Source organism: Curtobacterium sp. MCLR17_043 (assembly GCF_003224215.1).
GTDB lineage: Bacteria > Actinomycetota > Actinomycetes > Actinomycetales > Microbacteriaceae > Curtobacterium > Curtobacterium flaccumfaciens.
Genome location: NZ_QKLH01000019.1, coordinates 13,035 through 28,930, shown reverse-complemented (window position 1 = coordinate 28,930; position 15,896 = coordinate 13,035). Strand labels below are relative to the sequence as shown.

14 protein-coding genes are annotated in these 15,896 nt (G+C 73.7%); 7 read left to right on the top strand and 7 right to left on the bottom strand.

All coding sequences use genetic code 11. The annotated features are described in order from the left end of the window. Positions 1 to 92: 92 nt before the first annotated feature. From DEJ03_RS15875 to DEJ03_RS15855, 5 genes are read left to right on the top strand one after another with little or no spacing between them, the layout of a single operon-like run. Complete coding sequence (locus DEJ03_RS15875; RefSeq protein WP_110865377.1) at positions 93 to 1,301, top strand: glycerophosphoryl diester phosphodiesterase membrane domain-containing protein; 1,209 nt, start codon at positions 93 to 95, stop codon at positions 1,299 to 1,301. After that, positions 1,256 to 1,939, top strand: coding sequence for a DUF4129 domain-containing protein (locus DEJ03_RS15870; protein ID WP_110865376.1), 684 nt, complete (start codon positions 1,256 to 1,258; stop codon positions 1,937 to 1,939). Before DEJ03_RS15875 ends, DEJ03_RS15870 begins: the two co-directional genes overlap by 46 nt. After that, positions 1,936 to 3,183 carry a DUF4350 domain-containing protein gene (locus DEJ03_RS15865; protein ID WP_110865375.1) on the top strand — a complete coding sequence of 416 codons (1,248 nt, stop codon included), beginning with the start codon at positions 1,936 to 1,938 and terminating at the stop codon, positions 3,181 to 3,183. Before DEJ03_RS15870 ends, DEJ03_RS15865 begins: the two co-directional genes overlap by 4 nt. Before the next feature lie 5 nt (positions 3,184 to 3,188). Then, positions 3,189 to 4,196, top strand: a complete 1,008-nt coding sequence (locus tag DEJ03_RS15860) for an AAA family ATPase (protein ID WP_372440167.1) — start codon at positions 3,189 to 3,191, stop codon at positions 4,194 to 4,196. Next, positions 4,196 to 5,548 (top strand): DUF58 domain-containing protein, encoded by a 1,353-nt coding sequence (locus DEJ03_RS15855; RefSeq protein WP_110865374.1) that lies wholly within the window; start codon positions 4,196 to 4,198, stop codon positions 5,546 to 5,548. The genes DEJ03_RS15860 and DEJ03_RS15855 overlap by 1 nt, the downstream gene beginning before the upstream one ends. A gap of 13 nt (positions 5,549 to 5,561) precedes the next feature. Here DEJ03_RS15855 and DEJ03_RS15850 read toward each other — a convergent pair whose 3' ends face one another. Beyond that, positions 5,562 to 6,560: a stage II sporulation protein M gene (locus DEJ03_RS15850; RefSeq protein ID WP_110865373.1), complete on the bottom strand. Its 999-nt coding sequence runs from the start codon at positions 6,558 to 6,560 to the stop codon at positions 5,562 to 5,564. A gap of 42 nt (positions 6,561 to 6,602) precedes the next feature. Between DEJ03_RS15850 and DEJ03_RS15845 the strand changes: the two genes are divergently transcribed. Next, entirely contained in the window at positions 6,603 to 7,472 is an 870-nt protein-coding gene (locus DEJ03_RS15845) for an RDD family protein (RefSeq protein ID WP_110865372.1), read from the top strand. A 136-nt stretch (positions 7,473 to 7,608) separates the two neighbouring features. Here the strand turns inward: DEJ03_RS15845 and ahcY are convergent, their stop codons facing one another. Together ahcY and DEJ03_RS15835 are read right to left on the bottom strand one after the other, a co-directional pair. Further along, positions 7,609 to 9,087, bottom strand: a complete 1,479-nt coding sequence (gene ahcY / locus DEJ03_RS15840; protein ID WP_110865401.1) for an adenosylhomocysteinase — start codon at positions 9,085 to 9,087, stop codon at positions 7,609 to 7,611. Between the two features lie 105 nt (positions 9,088 to 9,192). Continuing rightward, the gene (locus tag DEJ03_RS15835) at positions 9,193 to 9,408 is read right to left on the bottom strand and encodes a DUF3499 family protein (protein ID WP_071405769.1); all 216 of its coding nucleotides are present in this window, start codon (positions 9,406 to 9,408) and stop codon (positions 9,193 to 9,195) included. 59 nt (positions 9,409 to 9,467) lie between these two features. Here DEJ03_RS15835 and DEJ03_RS15830 point away from each other — a divergent pair, with 59 nt between their 5' ends. Next, positions 9,468 to 9,908: a metallopeptidase family protein gene (locus DEJ03_RS15830; RefSeq protein WP_110865371.1), complete on the top strand. Its 441-nt coding sequence runs from the start codon at positions 9,468 to 9,470 to the stop codon at positions 9,906 to 9,908. A 22-nt stretch (positions 9,909 to 9,930) separates the two neighbouring features. Here DEJ03_RS15830 and DEJ03_RS15825 read toward each other — a convergent pair whose 3' ends face one another. From DEJ03_RS15825 to galE, 4 genes are all read right to left on the bottom strand, one after another. Next, positions 9,931 to 11,340, bottom strand: coding sequence for a DUF5719 family protein (locus DEJ03_RS15825; protein WP_071405767.1), 1,410 nt, complete (start codon positions 11,338 to 11,340; stop codon positions 9,931 to 9,933). Beyond that, positions 11,337 to 14,174: a glycosyltransferase gene (locus DEJ03_RS15820; protein WP_110865370.1), complete on the bottom strand. Its 2,838-nt coding sequence runs from the start codon at positions 14,172 to 14,174 to the stop codon at positions 11,337 to 11,339. Before DEJ03_RS15820 ends, DEJ03_RS15825 begins: the two co-directional genes overlap by 4 nt. A gap of 178 nt (positions 14,175 to 14,352) precedes the next feature. Next, the gene (locus tag DEJ03_RS15815) at positions 14,353 to 14,685 is read right to left on the bottom strand and encodes a WhiB family transcriptional regulator (protein ID WP_081827389.1); all 333 of its coding nucleotides are present in this window, start codon (positions 14,683 to 14,685) and stop codon (positions 14,353 to 14,355) included. A 188-nt stretch (positions 14,686 to 14,873) separates the two neighbouring features. Then, on the bottom strand, positions 14,874 to 15,836 hold the full coding sequence (gene galE / locus DEJ03_RS15810; protein ID WP_110861386.1) for a UDP-glucose 4-epimerase GalE: 963 nt from the start codon (positions 15,834 to 15,836) through the stop codon (positions 14,874 to 14,876). Positions 15,837 to 15,896 lie beyond the last annotated feature (60 nt).

Here is a 15,896-nt window from a genome sequence, read left to right as displayed (position 1 = left end):
CTGGAGGCCCGCCCCGCTTCTCCGTGCCGCCGCAGCCCGCCCCGGGGCCGGGTCCGGGGCGACCGGGCGGTCCGTCCGGTGGCTCGCGTCCGGTGATCCCGCTGCGCCCGCTCGGTCTCGGGGACATCCTGGCCGGGGCGTTCACGGTCTTCCGCCGGAACGCCCGCGTGCTGCTGCTCTGGAGCGTGCTGCTGAGCGGTGTGCTCGGCCTGCTCTCGACGCTGGCCAGCACCTTCGGGCAGCAGGCGTTGCAGTCGCGGATGTTCTCGGCCCTCGACGGCGGCAGCGGTGCCGACTCGGTGGTCGCTGGCACGCTGACGCTCACGGCACTGCTCTCGGTCGTGCTGCCGTTCCTCGCCTACCTCGGTCGCGGGTTCCTGGTGGCGCCGGTCGCCGCCGACACCGGGCAGCGGGTCCTCGGCCGTCGCGCCACGTTCCGGGGGCTGTGGGCGCTGCTCGCCGGCCGCCGGTGGTCCGTCGTCGCGTGGATGCTCGTGCAGATCGGGGCCGGCGCGGTCCTCGCGATCCTGGCCGGGCTCGTGTTCTTCGGGGTGTTCGCGGCCATGGGTGCCGCCGACTCCGGCACCGGGTGGTTCGTGCTGGCGCTCGTGCTGTTCGTGCTCGGCATCGGTGTCGTCGTCGTGTGGCTCGCCACGCGCTTCGTGCTCACCGTCCCGACCATCGCGCTCGAGGGCCGGCCGGTCTTCGCCGCAGCCGCACAGTCGTGGCGCCTGACCCGCGGGGCCTTCTGGCGGACCTTCGGCATCCTGCTGCTCGTGCAGCTGATGTTCGGGTTCGCGGCGTCCATCGCGTCGATCCCGCTCACCATCGGCGCCGTGCTCGTCGGGGGCACCTTCGACCCCCTCGGGCAGACGGGCGGCACGTCGGGAGCCGGCACCGGTGCGGTCATCGCCATCGTCGTCGGCAGCCTGCTCGCGATCGCGGTGCAGTGCATCACCGACGTGCTGAGCGCCTCGATCACCACGTTCCTCGCCATCGACCGGCGGATCCGCACCGAGGCCCTCGACCAGCGGATCGCATCGCACCTGGACTCCGGGCAGCCGACCGACCCGTTCGCCCCGTCCGAGCCCGTCGCACGCCCGCCGTGGCCGCCGCAGCAGCAGTGGGGTGGCCAGCAGTGGCAGGCGCAGCAGCAGCCGTGGCCGGGGCAGCAGCAGTGGCAGCCCGGTCAGCAGCAGCAACCGTGGCAGCCCGGTCAGCAGCAGCAACCGTGGCAGCCCGGTCAGCAGCAGCCGTGGCAGCAGGGTCCGGGCCAGGCGCCGCCGAACGGCTCGGCGTGACGGCGGTCGACCCGGACGAGGCGCGTCGCCTGCTCGAGCGCGAGCTCGAACGGTCCGCCTACGACGGTGCCCGGCCGACGTGGTGGGACCGTGCCTCGCGCTCCTTCCTCGACTGGCTCGGGTCGCTCCGCGCCGACGGCATCGACTCCCCCGCTGCGGCCCGCACCGCGCTGGTGATCGCGATCGTGGTGCTCGTCGCGGTCGTCGTGCTCGTCGTCGTCGCCCGCGGACTCCCCCGCCGGCGCGCGCGAGCCGGTGACGGTGACACCGGCGGGGTGTTCGACGCCGACGACCTGCGCTCCGCCCGGGAACTCCTCGAAGCGGCCCAGGCCGCCGTCCGTCGCGCCGACTGGTCGGCAGCGGTACTCGACGGGTTCCGCGCGATCGCCAGGGGCCTCGGCGAGCGCGACCTGGTGCCCGACGTGCCCGGAGCCACCGCGCGGACGATCGCCGCACGGGGCGCCGTGCCGTTCCCCGCGTCGGCCGGTGCACTCGACGCGGCAGCGACCGCCTTCGACGCGGTCCGGTACCTCGGTGCCGAGGCCGACGAAGCCGCGGCCCTGCGCGTGCTCGACACCGAGCGGACCGTCCGGCAGGCCCGGCCCACCCGGGCCGAGGGACCGGTGGTGCCGGCATGACGACCGAAACCGCCACGCGGACGAGCGCCGGACCGACTCCTGCTCGGGCTCCGGCTCCGGCCGAGGGACGCCGGTTCCGCATCGGGTTCTGGGTCGCGATCGTCCTGGTCGGCGTCCTGCTCGCCGCGCTGACCGCCCTCGTGCAGGGCACCGACCCGGACGCACCGCGTGCGCTCGACCCGACCTCGACGACGGCCAGTGGTTCGGCCGCCCTGGTCCGGGTGCTCGAGCAGCGGGGCACCGCGGTCTCCGTCACCGACACCGTCGACGGCGTCGGTGGGATCGACGGCGGCACGGTGTTCATCGACGACGCCGACGGGGCGCTCGACCCCGACGTCGCGGAACGGATCGCCCGCACGGCGCGGCACGTCGTGGTCGTCGGCACGAGCGGCGCCGGACTCGAGGCACTGCTCGGGTTCCCGGTCGACCCGGCCGTCCAGGTCGACGGCGACGCCACCGTCTCGACGGCCTCGTGCGGGATCCCGGCGGCGGCCTCGGCTGCCCGGGTCACCACCGCCGGCTCCGGGTACACCGTGCAGGACGCGACCGCCGAACGGTGTGCGCCGACCGGCGAGGGCGGCTCCCGGGTTTGGGGCCTCGTGCGCACCACGACCCAGGGCGGCGACGTCACCCTGCTCGGCACGACCTCGGCGTTCCGGAACGACACGATCGCCACCGCCGGGAACGCCGCGCTCGCCCTCGGGCTGCTCGGCGCCGACGAGCGACTCGTCTGGTACACCCCGGCCGTCGGCACCCCCGACGCCGCACCGACCCTCGGCGAGCTCGCCCCGCCGTGGGTCCCGAGCGCCCTCGCACTGCTCGCCCTCGTCGCCGTGGCGGCCGGCGTCTGGCGGGGCCGACGGCTCGGCCCGCTCGTCGTCGAGCGGTTGCCCGTCGTCGTCCGTGCCGCGGAGACCACCGAGGGGCGTGCCCGGATGTACGCCCGCACCCGTGACCGCACCCACGCCCTCGACACCCTGCGCGTCGCCGCCGTCCGCCGCATCGGCCGGATGCTCGGACTTCCCCGATCGGCCCACGTCGACGAGGTCGTCCGGACCGCGGCCCAGGCCGCCGGCATCCCGCACACCCGTGTCGGCGCCGTGCTCGTCGGCGGGACCACCGACGACGACCGTGCACTCGTCGACGGCACCGCCGCGCTCGAGGACCTCGAACGCGCCGTCCGCCGGGCGACCTCCGGTGACCGACCGACCTCCGACCCCGACCGACCAGGAGCACGACCGTGACCGACCTGCCCCCTGCCACCACCGAGCACACCGCACCGGAGCACGACCCCACGACCGCGGCCGGCTCCGACCTGCGCGACGCGTTCGGGCGGGTCCGCACCGAGGTCGCCAAGGCCGTCGTCGGCCAGGAGGGCGCGGTCTCCGGCATGATCGTCGGGCTCCTCGCACAGGGGCACGTGCTGCTCGAGGGCGTCCCCGGGGTCGCGAAGACCCTGCTCGTCCGCAGCCTCGCCGCCGCGATGACGCTCGACACGAAGCGCATCCAGTTCACGCCGGACCTAATGCCCGGCGACGTCACCGGGTCGCTCGTCTACGACGCCTCGACCGGCACGTTCCCGTTCCGCGAGGGCCCCGTCTTCACGAACGTCCTGCTCGCCGACGAGGTCAACCGCACGCCGCCGAAGACCCAGTCGGCCCTGCTCGAGGCGATGGAGGAACGCCAGGTGAGCGTCGACGGCGACGCCCGGGCCCTGCCCGACCCCTTCTTCGTCGCCGCGACGATGAACCCGATCGAGTTCGAGGGCACGTACACGCTGCCCGAGGCGCAGCTCGACCGGTTCCTGATGAAGCTGACGCTCGACATCCCGCCGCGCGACGTCGAGTGGCAGGTGCTCCGGCGCCACGCCGACGGGTTCGTCCCGCGCGACGTCCGGTCGGCCGGCATCACCCCGGTGGTCGGCGTCGACGAGGTCGTCCGTGCGCAGCGTGCCGTCCGCGGTGTCGGGGCCCGCGACGACGTGCTCGCGTACATCGTCGACCTCGCCCGGGCCACCCGGCAGGCACCGTCCGTCCGCGTCGGGGTGAGCCCCCGCGGAGCGACGGCACTGCTCGCGGCCGCCAAGGCCTGGGCCTGGCTCACCGGCTACGACGCGATCACCCCGGACCACGTGCAGGCCATGGCCCTGCCGGTCTGGCGGCACCGCCTGCGGGTCGCCGCCGACGCCGAGCTCGAGGGCGTCGGTGCCGACGGCGTGCTCCAGCAGGTGCTCGAGCAGGTGCGGGTGCCGATCTAGTGGCGGTCTCCGGCCGGTTCGTCGCGCTCCTCGCCGTCGCCCTCGTGCCCACCGTGCTGCTCGGCAGCGGGTGGGCCGGTCTGGCGTGGGTCGGGGTGGTGCTGCTCGCCGCGGCGCTCGACGTCGTGCTCGCCGCCGACCTGCGACGGGTCCGCGTGGAGCGGCGGATGCCCCGGCTCGCTCGACGCGACAGCACCGCGGACGGCACCCTCGTGCTCGCCAACGACGGCTCCCGGACGGTCCGCGGTGTGGTCCGTGACATGTGGGAGCCGTCGGCCGGCCACCGTCCCCGTCGGATCCGGATGACGGTCCCCGCCGGGGAGCGACGGACGGCCCGGATGCGCTTCACCCCGTTCCGTCGTGGTCGACGCCGCACCACCGGGGTCGCCGTGCGGTCCTTCGGTCCCCTGGGCCTCGCCGCACGGCAGCGGGTCGTCGCAGCACCGGGCGAACTCGTCGTGACGCCGCCGTTCCGCTCCCGGCGGCACCTGCCGTCACGGTTGGCACGGCTCCGCGAACTCAACGGCGAGACCACGCTGCAGCTCCGCGGGCACGGCACCGAGTTCGACTCGCTGCGCGACTACGTGCGCGGCGACGACGTGCGGTCGATCGACTGGCGCGCCACCGCGCGGCGGCAGGACCTCGTCGTCCGCACCTGGCGACCGGAACGCGACCGGCGCGTCGTCGTCGTGGTCGACGCGGGCCGGGCGGGTGCCGGCCGCGTCGCCGACGAACCCCGACTCGACACCTTCATCGAGTCGGCGCTGCTCCTCGGTGCCCTCGCGGCAGCCGCCGGTGACCGCGTCGACCTGGTGGTCCTCGACGACACGGCACACGACCGCGTGCACGGCGCCACCCGCACCGACGTCGTGCAGCGCTTCGGCGAGGCACTCGCGATGGCCGAACCCGGGCTCGCCGCGACCGACTGGGCATCCGTCCCCGCGCTCGTCGACTCGATCACGACCTCGCGCGCCATGGTCGTCCTCGCCTCGAGCCTCGACTCCGTCGGCGCCTCGGGCGACCTGCTCGCCGTACTCCCCCGACTCTCCCGACGGCACGCGGTCCTCGTGACGAGCATCGAGGACCCGGACGTCCAGCGGATGGCGCGCGGCGGGGTGGACCCGGCCACGGCGATCCGCACCGCGCGGGGCGGACGGGTGCCGGGCCTCCCGACCGGCGCGGAGCGCGACGTCTACCGACGCGCGGCCGCCGAACGCACCCTGCTCGACGCGGACGGTGCGGCCGACGTCGCACGGCGCTCCGGCGCCGAGGTCGTGCGCGGCGCACCGGCGGACGTCCCGCCGCTCGTCGCCGACGCCTACATCCGGGCGAAGGCCACCGGCCGGCTCTGAACCGGGACGGACGTCAGCCGGCCACCAGGGCGGTGGAGCCGCGCTCGAACTCCTCGAGGTCGCCGCGCTCCCCCGCTCGGTAGGCGCGGCCGCCGAGCACCCACTGGTAGGCGAGCACCGCGACCAGGGCGAGGGTGCCGATGCCGATCTTGATCGGCCACGGCCAGTTCTGCCGCGTCACCACGCCCTCGACGATGCCGGACAGCAGCAGGGTCAGGGTCAGGCCGATCGCGATGGTGATGAGTGCGCGGCCGTCCTCGGCGAGGGCCTGGGCGCGCGTGCGTCCGGGCCCCGGTGCCACCCACGACCAGAAGATCATCAGCCCCGCACCGCCGGCCAGGAAGACCGAGTAGAGCTCGAGCTGCCCGTGCGGGGAGATGTAGAGGAAGAAGTCGGCAAGGCGGCCCTGGGAGTGCATGATCGCCGCGGAGACCCCGAGGCTGACGGCGTTCTGCATGATCGAGAACGGCACGAAGACCCCGGTGATGCCGAACGCCACCATCGTCGCGGCGATGTAGGCGTTGTTCGTCCAGACCTGCGCGGTGAAGGCCCCGAGGCCACGGTCGGAGTAGTAGTCGACGAAGTCCTGCGTGGCGTACCGGCGCAGGGCCTCCTCGCTGCCGAACGTCGCCGTCGCACCCGGCGTGGTGGTGATCCAGACGGCGACGATCGCCCCGATCGCCACCGTCGCGAGCGCGACCCAGATGGTCACCCAGCGGATCCGGTAGAGCGCCGCGGGCAGCTGGCGCGTGAAGAACAGGGCGACGGCGGTCAACGGGTCGACGGGCGTGCCGGTGAAGCGCAGGCGGGCGCGGAACAGCGTGAGCGAGAGCCGGTCGCCGGTCACGGTGCGCGGTGCGGCGCCCCGGATGCGGGCGAGGTCGGTCGCCGCCTCCTGGTAGCCGGCGACGAGCCGGTCGACGTCCGCGCCGGACCGGTGCCGGGCACGCGCCAGACGGTCGAGCTCCTGCCACCGGTCACGGTGCACCTCGGTGTAGGCATCCAGGTCCACGTGTTCCCCCTCAGGTCGCGCGATCTCCGACAGAATGATCCCATGCCGAAGCCCCGCACGCCGCGTGACCTCGCCGACGCCCGGTTCTCGCGCGACCTCGACGAGAGCGCCGACGAGCTGGTGGTGGGCGAGGGCGTCGCGCTCGACGTCCAGCCCGCCGGACTCGTGCTGCGGCTCGCGGCCGCGCTGCTGGACGGCCTGTGCGTCCTCGTCCTGTTCGTGCTCGCGCTGTTCGGCGTCTGGCGGCTCTGGCCGAGGGGGCTCGAGCCAGCCTGGGGTGCTGCGCTCAACATCGTGCTGCTCGTCGTCGTGCTGGTGCTGGTCCCCGCGGCGGTCGAGACCGTGACGAAGGGGCGGAGCGTCGGACGGTTCGCCACCGGCACCCGGGTCGTCCGGCTCGACGGCGGCGCGATCGGCTTCCGGCACGCCTTCACGCGGTCGCTCGTCGGCCTGTTCGAGCTCTGGATGACGTTCGGCTCGGTCGCCCTGCTCGTCGCGCTGTTCGGCAGTCGGCCGCGGCGCCTCGGCGACCTGCTGGCGGGGACGATCGTGCAGCACGAGCGCCTGCCGAAGCAGCGGGACCCCGAGGTGCTGCTGCCCCCGGAGCTGACGGCCTGGGCCGGTGTCGCGGACGTCTCGGCGCTGCCGCAGCGGTTGGAGAACCGCCTCGGTGCGTTCTTCCGCGGGGCTGCGCTGATGCGCCCCGAACTGCGCGAGGCGGCGGCGCAGACCCTGGCGGCCGAGGTGTCCGCGTTCGCACACCCGGTGCCGCCCGTCCCGCCGGAGGTCTTCCTGGCCGGGGTCGTCGTGCTGCGGCGTCGTCGGGACGTCCGGGCGCTGGGTGCCCGCGCCGAGCTGCTGACCGCCGCGGGGGCGACCGCGGCGGCGCCCCCGCCGGGCTTCCCGCGCTGACGCGGAGCGCGGCGCTGACGCGCGGCGCGCCACCGGGCTGCTCGCAAGACACCGGTGTTCGCACTCCGAACACCCGCGTGCGGGGGTTCAACATGCGAACACCGGTGTTCAGCGGAAGCGGGCCGCCCCGCCGCGCTCAGTAGCGGTAGTGGTCCGGCTTGAAGGGACCCTCGACCGGCACACCGATGTACGCCGCCTGCTCCGGACGCAGCGACGTCAGCTGCACCCCGAGGGCGTCGAGGTGCAGGCGCGCGACCTTCTCGTCCAGGTGCTTCGGCAGCACGTACACGCCGGTCGGGTACTCCTCGCGCCGCGTGTGCAGCTCGATCTGCGCGAGCACCTGGTTCGTGAACGAGTTGCTCATCACGAACGACGGGTGCCCGGTCGCGTTGCCGAGGTTCATGAGCCGGCCCTCGGACAGCACCAGGATCGACCGCCCGGTCGGCAGCCGCCACTCGTGCACCTGCGGCTTGATCTCGACCTTCGAGACGCCGGGCAGCGCTTCGAGCCCCGCCATGTCGATCTCGTTGTCGAAGTGCCCCACGTTCGCCACGATCGCCAGGTGCTTCAGCCCGAGCATCTCGTCGACACCGACGACGCCCAGGTTGCCGGTGCACGTGATGACCATGTCGACGGTGTCGACGACGTCCGCCAGGCGCGCGACCTGGTAGCCGTCCATCGCCGCCTGCAGCGCGCAGATCGGGTCGACCTCGCTGACGATGACGCGGGCGCCCTGCCCGCGGAGCGCCTCGGCCGCACCCTTGCCGACGTCACCGTAGCCGACGACGAAGGCGACCTTGCCGCCGATGAGCACGTCGGTGGCCCGGTTCAGGCCGTCGGGCAGCGAGTGCCGGATGCCGTACTTGTTGTCGAACTTCGACTTCGTCACCGAGTCGTTCACGTTGATCGCCGGGAACTTCAGCTCGCCGTTCCGGAACAGCTCGTACAGGCGGTGGACGCCCGTGGTGGTCTCCTCGGTGACGCCCTGGATGTCGGCCGCGATGCGGGTCCAGCGGTCCGACGACGTCTCGAGCGACCGCGCGACGGTGTCGAGCACGATCTTCCACTCGGTGCTCGCGTCCGGCTCGGCGACCGGGGCGGTACCGGCCGCCTCGGCGTCGGCGCCGGTGTGCACGAGCATCGTGGCGTCGCCGCCGTCGTCGAGGATCAGGTTCGGCCCGGTCCAGTCGGCACCCGCCGCGGCGGCCTCGTCGCTCCAGTCGAAGATGCGGCTGGTGCACCACCAGTACTCCTCGAGCGTCTCGCCCTTCCACGCGAACACCGGGACGCCGGCGGGGGCGTCCGGGGTGCCGGTGGGCCCGACGGCGACGGCGGCCGCGGCCTCGTCCTGGGTGGAGAAGATGTTGCAGCTGGCCCAGCGCACCTGCGCGCCGAGGGCGACGAGCGTCTCGATGAGCACCGCGGTCTGCACCGTCATGTGGAGCGACCCGGCGATGCGTGCGCCGGCGAGCGGCTGCGCCGCGGCGAACTCGTCACGCAGGGACATCAGGCCCGGCATCTCGTTCTCGGCGAGGCGGATCTGGTGCCGACCGGCCTCGGCGAGGGACAGGTCGGCGACGCGGAACGCAGCAGCTGTGCGGGTTTCGGTGGGCATGCCCACCAGTCTTCCATGCCGGGAGGCGCGGATCACCAGCCGATCCCGGTCACGTTCCCCGGGCCTCCAGACCGACCCCCGCACCCACGTCGCGGACGCGAGCCGTCAGTCGACGTCGCGCGGGAGCGGCTCGCGCCGCACCACCTGCCAGCCGCGTGGGACACGCAGGGCGGCAGCGTGCCGGGCGCAGAGGTCGTAGCCGTGCGGCTCGACCCGGGTCGACAGCGGACCGACGACCACCATGGAGTCGCCGTAGTCGTACGTCAGGGTCGACGAAGCGCTGTTGGCACACGCCACCTTGCTGCAGATCCGCACGTCCATCTCGACAGGGAGCCTAGCGGAGCGTCCGGCGCGCACCCGTCCCCGCGTACGATGTGGGGATGCGTCGGAAGCCTCGCCTCGTCACCCCGGTCGACCGCGGTCGGGGGCGCTCCCGGCACGGCCGCGGTGGGCGCTCGAGCGTCACCGGGCCCGAGCTCGCGCCGATCATCACCCGCGCCGAGGCGTTCGACCGGATCGTCGGCGACAGCGCGCACTACCTGCTCGGACTCTGGCCCGAGGAGCTCTCCGGCGTCGTGTTCCAGGTGGCGGACATGCCGAGCGACACGACCCTGCCGGACGAGATGCCGCGCTGGCTGATCGACCGCGACACCCGCCGCGTGACCGTCTTCCGGATCCCCGTCGAGCGGGTGAACCGGAGCCCCGAGAAGGACGACTCCGACCGCCGCATCATCATCGAGACCGCGGTGTTCCGCGCGGTCGGCGAGCTGATCGGCAAGGACCCCTGGGACCTGGCGCCGGACCGCTACCGGCACTGGTGAGCTCGGCTGACCGCGCCCGGCGTCAGGGGTAGACGCGGACCGGAGTGGAGACGTCGGTCGCCGGACGCACCGGGAACCCGGCGATGCCGTCGGCCCCACGGTAGGTCACGCCCGCGACGATGCCCTCCGTCCCGGTCAGCGTGAGCTGCTTCGCGGTCTGCACCGGGAGCGTCACGGTCGCACCGGACAGGATCTTCAGCGTGCGCCGCTCGTCGCCCGACCGCACCGTGACGGAGCGGTCCTGGCGGGTGGGGTTCACGAAGTTCAGCCGCACGCCCTCGCCCGGGGCGATGGCGGTGATCGTCCGGTCCCCCAGCGGCTCGGCCGAGGCGAACCACCCGAGGTCGGTGCCGCTGCTGGCACCGTCGGTCGGCGTCGTGGTGCGTGCACCGGTGACGACCGGCTCGGTCGAGGTGACGGTGAACGAGTACCGGCCGTCCGGGAAGTCGTCGAGCGCGACGTCGGTGACGACCCCGGGCTCTGCGGTGGCGTTGACGGTCGTGCCGCCGCCGTCGGCCGTGCTGATGCCGAGGGTGACGCGCGCCGACTTCGTGCCGGGGACGAACAGCCGGACGATCGGCGCCGCGTCGGCCGTGTCGTCGCCGCGCTGGGCGGCCTGCGCGTCGGCGAGGGCGACGGCGGGGATGACCTGCGAGCGGGACGGCGCGGCCCCACCGGAGACGATGTCGTAGCCGCCCGGGGTGAGGGTGCGGACGACGGACTCCTGCATGTGCGCGACGATCTGGCCGCCGGACGACGTGACGTGCACGACGGTCGAGGCGGCGTCGGACACGAAGCCCGACAGCGGGACGACCTTCTGCGTGTTCGGCGCGACGACGATGCCGGTGGTCCCGGGTGCGCTGACCGTCCCCGAGCCGTCGAAGATCGTCAGGTCGACCGTGGCGTTCACGTCGGTCGGGTTCGAGAGCGTGACGAGGCTCGTCCGACCGGTCTCCGTCGAGCCGCCGACGAGCCACGTGGACTGGGTCGGGTCGTCGCACGAGGCCGCGCCCGCCCCCACCAGGTCGCCGCTCGACACACTCTGGAAGCTGCTGCCCGCGACCTGCGGCGTCGTCTCGCCAGCGGGGGCCGTCAGGAGTCGGGGGTCGCTGCCGCCGGTGGTCGAGGAGTCGAGCGAGGACCGCTCGACCGTCGACCCGGTCGTCGCCGTCGCGACGGTCGCGGTGCCGACGGTGCTCGCCTGCGTCGCGTCGTTGCCGGCGTCGTCGGACAGGCGCAGCGCACTGCCGGCGCAGACACGCTCGGCGGCGGCGGGGACCGGCGTGACGGTGCGCCCGGCCGGTCGACCCGGTTCGGACTCGGTGCCGATGGCGTGCGCCGCGGTGACGGCACCCGCGGCGACGACGACGGCGACGGCCGTGGCGGTGCCGCGGACGATCCAGCGCCGGACCGAGGAGGGGTTGGTGCTCATTCGTCGCGCTCCTCGTCGAAGGTGGTGGCGGGTTCCTCGGCCTCGATGACGTTCGAGGTGGCACGGCGGCGGCGCGGGGCCGTCGGGACCGCGAGGAGTGCTGCGGCGCCGAAGACCACGCCGAGCACCACGAGGTAGAGCACGTGGGTGGCCTGGGTCGCCGCGGAGCCGGAGCGGGTGCGGTCGACCTCGCCCTCGTAGTGGAACAGCTGGCCGTTCGTGGTCTCGCCGATGCTCGTGAAGAGCGCGTTCTGACCGATCGCACCGGCGGCCCGGTCGTGCACCGTCTGCGCCTCGGGGTCGTCACCGGCGTCGTCGATGAGCACGAAGCTCACGCCGAGCTCGCGGAGCGCCGGCCGGGGGTCGTACCCGCTGCGGCTCGCCAGGTTGCCGGCGAGCGTCGTCAGCCGTGCGCCGGACTCGCTCAGCCGGAGTGCGGTGGCGTCGAGCGTCGACTGGTCGTCGAGGGTGGAACCCTGCCCGCGCTCGAGCGTGACGGCGAGCGAACCGTCGTCCTGCGGGACGACCACGAGCGTGCCGACGTCGGGGTTCGCCTGGGCCTCGGCGTTCACGTAGGCGCTGAGCACCCGGCCGGTGGTCGGCTCGATCGTGGCGGTGCCGAGGTAGAACGCCGCGAAGGCCGGAGCCACGGCCACACCGGCGAGCACGGTCGCGACGAGCCCGGTGACCGGGGCGGCCTTCGGCAGGACGTCGATGCCGATGCAGGCCGCGACCACGAGGGCGAGCCAGTACACGGACAGACCGCTGCCGGGCCAGACGATCGTGGTGGTCGAACCGACACCGGAGACCGTGACGTGGGTGGCGGCGAAGGCCGTGGCGAAGCCGAGCAGCGCGATGACGAGCGCCGAGCCCGCGACCGCCCAGCGGTGGCCGAGCATCGCCCCGATCGCGGCGGCGGCCACGGGGAGCGCGAGGACGGCCATCACGATCGGCAGGACCGTCGCGACCAGCGCGAGTCCGGAGGTCGCGGGGAGCCAACCGCTCCAGTCGGGCAGGGGCTGTCCGATGGCCAGCTGGAGCGCGGACGGCGCCCGGGTCGCGGACGGCGTACCCGGGTCGGCGAACACCGCGAGCAGGTTGCCGCGTGCGGCCTGCGCCAGGACCAGCGGCAGGAAGAGCACCGCGGTCGGCACCGGGATGAAGAGACGACGGTGGGCCCGACGCCAGCCGACCAGGAGCGCCACGAGCCAGCCGACCAGCAGGACCGGCAGCAGCGACGGTGCCGAGGCGGCGACAACGGCGAACAGGAGCGACGCTCCCGAGGCCCAGGCCCACGAGCGGTGCGCCTCGAGCACGGCGACGAACAGCCACGGCAGCACCAGGTGCGCGATCACGGCGCCGAGGTGTCCGGTCGTCACCGCGCCGACGAGCGACGGGGCGATCGCGTAGAGCGACGCACCGATGACCGGCACCCAGGTGCGGGTCGTGACCTTGCGGACCGCGAACCAGGCACCCAGGGCGGACAGCGGGAACGCGACGAGCATGACGAGCACGACCGCGGTGGACGGCGACCAGAACACGATCGAGCCGAGCACCGCGAGCACCGCGGCGAAGGGGTCGGACGGGCCGGTGAAGCCCGTGCCGAGCGAGTGGAAGCCGTACCCGACGTTCTGCCAGAGCTGTCCGGGGGTCGCGGAGAGCGGCAGGAGTCCCCCGCCGGTCAGGGCCGGCGACCCGAGCAGCGGGTAGAGCGTCACGACGCTGAGGACCGCCGCGGCCAGGACCACCCAGATGCCGCCGTCGCTCAGGAACGACGCCCGGGCGATCGGGGCGTCCTCGGCCCGGGCGAGTTCGACGTCCCGCGAGGTGGTGCGGTGTTCGTGCACCCGACGCCAGCTCACGCGGAGCGGTTCGACGGCCCCCCAGCCGAGCTTCTTCGTGCGGGCGAGGTGCTTGCGCGCGCGCCTCGTGCCGCCGCCGAACGCGACGGCGAACGCGGCGGAGAGCTCGGGGACGACGGCGGCGGGGTGCTTCGCGACCAGGTGACCGAGCGCGCGGCCGATCGCGAACGGCACGAGCGTGAGCCAGTGCAGCCAGACCAGCGCGGCGGGCGCGTAGGTCATCCGGCGGTGCAGCTGCGCCTGCCGGTGCATCCGGACGCGCCGCGCCTCGGACACGCGCTTGCGGCCGAACTCCTCGATCCCTCCGGCGCTGGTGACCTTGGCCTCCGGCACGAGGGCGACACGGTGTCCGGCGAGGCGGACCCGCACCGAGAAGTCGAGGGCCGCGTCGACGTCCGGCAGCGCCGGGTCGAAGCCGCCGAGTTCGTTCCAGACCGAGCGGCGCACGAGCATGCCGCCCGCGGCGACACCGAGCACGTCGGTGTTGCGGTCGTGCTGGCCCTGGTCGAGCTCGTCCTGTACCAGCACGATCGACCGGCCGAAGCGGGTCATGCTCTCGCCGAAGGCGCGGATGAGCGAGGGGTCGTCGTCGGCGACGAGCTTCGGACCGGCGACGACGACCGACGGCGCGATCTCGACGGCGGACAGCAGGTCGGCGAGCGCGGTCGGTGCCGGCGCGTTGTCGTGGCCGAGGACCCACAGCCACTCGTCGACCGGCTCGTCGGTCGCCGCGGGCGGCGCGCTGCGCTCGCCCTGGCGGACGGCGTCACCGAACGCGGTGCCGGCGGGCAGCCGGACGAGCTGCGCGGACCCGCCGAAGGACAGTTCGGCGGTCGATCCGTCGGTCGTGCCGACGTCGACGACCACCAGGTTCTCGGGGTGGCGGGTCTGGGCGGCGAGCGCGTCCAGGGTCCGGTCGAGGTGGGCCGCCCCGTTGGCGGCGACGAGGATCGCGGTGACTCTGGGCTGCATGACGGGCGTCACTCTACGGTCTGGAGGCGCGGTGTCGGCTGCGGACGGCGGCGCGCCGTGAACCTTTGGATGCGCTCACTGCGCGGTGCGGGACGGGCGGAGGTGGTCGCCTTCCGGCGCCTTCGTCGCAGGCTCCTCAGGGGCGCAGTCGCACGGCGCTGGCGCGCCGTGAACGCTCCTACGCCCTTTTCCGCAACTTGCGGCGTTCACGCTCGGAGAGGCCACCCCAGATGCCGAAGCGTTCGTCGTTCTCGAGCGCGTACTCGAGGCACTGTGCCCGGACCTCGCACGAGGTGCAGATCTTCTTCGCCTCGCGCGTGGAGCCGCCCTTCTCGGGGAAGAACGCCTCGGGGTCGGTCTGCGCGCAGAGCGAGTCGACCTGCCAGGCGAGCGGGTTCTCCTCGTCGTCGGTCTCCGGACGTCGGACACCCGGGACGCCGAGCGCCACGGGATCGACGTGCCAGTCCTCCGGAACTCCGGCGTGGAACTCGGAACCGTTCACCCTGATCACCCCTGCCGCCTCGACAACGAACCCCAACTCTTGCGGCCGTTGCCTGTAATTACAGCGGTGTCATTCGCCTGAGTCAAGTCGCGGATCATAGAAGGCACTGACCGCTCCAGCGTGTCATGTCCCCCGTTTGGGCGTGTCGCACCGCTCGGGTGGGCCTTCCGGGGGACAACTGACTCGTCTTCAGGCGCTCACGAGGCGCTGCGACGGGCCTCCCAGGCGCTCGACACCATCTCGTCCAGGGAGTGCCGCATGGCCCACTCGAGGTCACGGGCGGCGGCTTCGCCGGTCGCGACGATGCGGGCCGGGTCGCCGGGGCGCCGCGGTGCGATCTCGGGGTCGAAGGCGATCCCGGTGCCCGCCGCCATCGCGTCCATGATCTGCCGGACGCTCACGCCGTCGCCGCTGCCGAGGTTGTAGGCACGCTCGAGCGGCTCCCCCGCCTCGAGCTTCCGCGCGGCCACCGCGTGCGAGTGCGCCAGGTCGGCCACGTGCACGTAGTCGCGGACGCAGGTGCCGTCCGGGGTGGCGTAGTCGTCGCCGTTGATCCGCGGGGTCCGGCCGGCGAGCAGCGCGTCGAAGACCAGCGGGAACAGGTTGTGCGGGCTGGCGTCGTACAGGTCGGGCTCCCCGGAACCGACGACGTTGAAGTACCGGAGCGACGTGGTGGTGAAGCCCGCGGCGACCTCCATGTCGCGCAGCAGCCACTCGCCGATGAGCTTCGACTCGCCGTACGGCGACTCCGGGTTCTTCGGGGTGGACTCGACCACGGTCTCGACGTCCGGCGTGCCGTAGACCGCCGCGCTGGACGAGAAGACCGCCTTGGTGACGCCGGTCTCGGCCATCGCGCGCAGCAGGGTCGCCATGCCGGTGACGTTCTGCTCGTAAGTGTGCAGCGGGCGCTCGACCGAGACGCCGGCGTACTTGAACCCCGCGACGTGGACCACGCCGGTGACCTCGTGCTCGCGCAGCGTGCGTGCGACGAGCTCGCCGTCGAGGATCGTGCCCTCGACGAACGGCACGTCGTCCGGGACGAACGCGCGAAAGCCGCTCGACAGATCGTCGAACGCGACCGTGTCGATGCCGGCCGAGCGCAGTGCTCGGACGACGTGGGACCCGATGTACCCGGCACCGCCGGTGACCAGCCAACTCATGGTCGCCACGCTAGCGGACGTCGGCGACGCCCCGGTGGCGGTGTGCGGGTCCACGCCACG

Coding starts and splice junctions, on each gene's coding strand:
- DEJ03_RS15865 (WP_110865375.1), top strand. CDS start 1,936: ATGACGACCGAAACCGCCACGCGGACGAGCGCCGGACCGACTCCTGCT.
- DEJ03_RS15825 (WP_071405767.1), bottom strand. CDS start 11,340: ATGAGCACCAACCCCTCCTCGGTCCGGCGCTGGATCGTCCGCGGCACC.
- DEJ03_RS15830 (WP_110865371.1), top strand. CDS start 9,468: ATGCGTCGGAAGCCTCGCCTCGTCACCCCGGTCGACCGCGGTCGGGGG.
- ahcY (WP_110865401.1), bottom strand. CDS start 9,087: ATGCCCACCGAAACCCGCACAGCTGCTGCGTTCCGCGTCGCCGACCTG.
- DEJ03_RS15820 (WP_110865370.1), bottom strand. CDS start 14,174: ATGCAGCCCAGAGTCACCGCGATCCTCGTCGCCGCCAACGGGGCGGCC.
- DEJ03_RS15845 (WP_110865372.1), top strand. CDS start 6,603: ATGCCGAAGCCCCGCACGCCGCGTGACCTCGCCGACGCCCGGTTCTCG.
- galE (WP_110861386.1), bottom strand. CDS start 15,836: ATGAGTTGGCTGGTCACCGGCGGTGCCGGGTACATCGGGTCCCACGTC.
- DEJ03_RS15835 (WP_071405769.1), bottom strand. CDS start 9,408: ATGGACGTGCGGATCTGCAGCAAGGTGGCGTGTGCCAACAGCGCTTCG.